1 pseudogene is annotated in these 505 nt (G+C 73.9%); it reads right to left on the reverse strand.

What is annotated here, in order from left to right:
- Positions 1-246: 246 nt before the first annotated feature.
- Positions 247-505: pseudogene (locus OEY_RS0114220) on the reverse strand (DUF3618 domain-containing protein); the annotation flags it as partial.

Below are 505 nucleotides of genomic sequence, written 5' to 3' on the forward strand. Positions count from 1 at the left end.
CACCGGTTCGGTGCTGCTCGGACTCGCGATCGCGGTATCCGTTCTGGTGGCCGTGGCCGTCGCCGCCGTCATGATCTGACGTCGCGGGGCCGGCCTCGGGGAGCGCCGAGGACTCGGCACGGCGATCCGGATCGTGTTCTTCCGCGACGACTTCTTCCGCGACGACTTCTTCCGCGACGACGACGCGCCGGCCTGCATGGCGAACGTCCCGCCCTCCGGCCGAGGGCGGGACGTTTCGGGCTCAGCTCAGCGCCGGTCGCGGACGGTGTGTGCGGCGTCGCGTGCGTCACCCTGCACCGTGCGCGCGGCGCCGGCACCTTCCTCGGCGACGGTCGTCGCGGCATCCCGAGCCGTGTCGGCGACCGCGTGCGCCGCCTCCTGCGCGGGCTGCGCGAGCCGCTGAGCGGTGTCCTTGGCAGCGTCGGTAGCTTCCTGCAATGCCGGCTCCGCGGTCTCCTTCAGCGCGACGGCGGCCTGCTGCTCGGACCGGCTGGGGGGGGCCCCA

The organism is Rhodococcus sp. P14 (genome assembly GCF_000256505.1).
Classification (GTDB): domain Bacteria; phylum Actinomycetota; class Actinomycetes; order Mycobacteriales; family Mycobacteriaceae; genus Rhodococcus; species Rhodococcus ruber.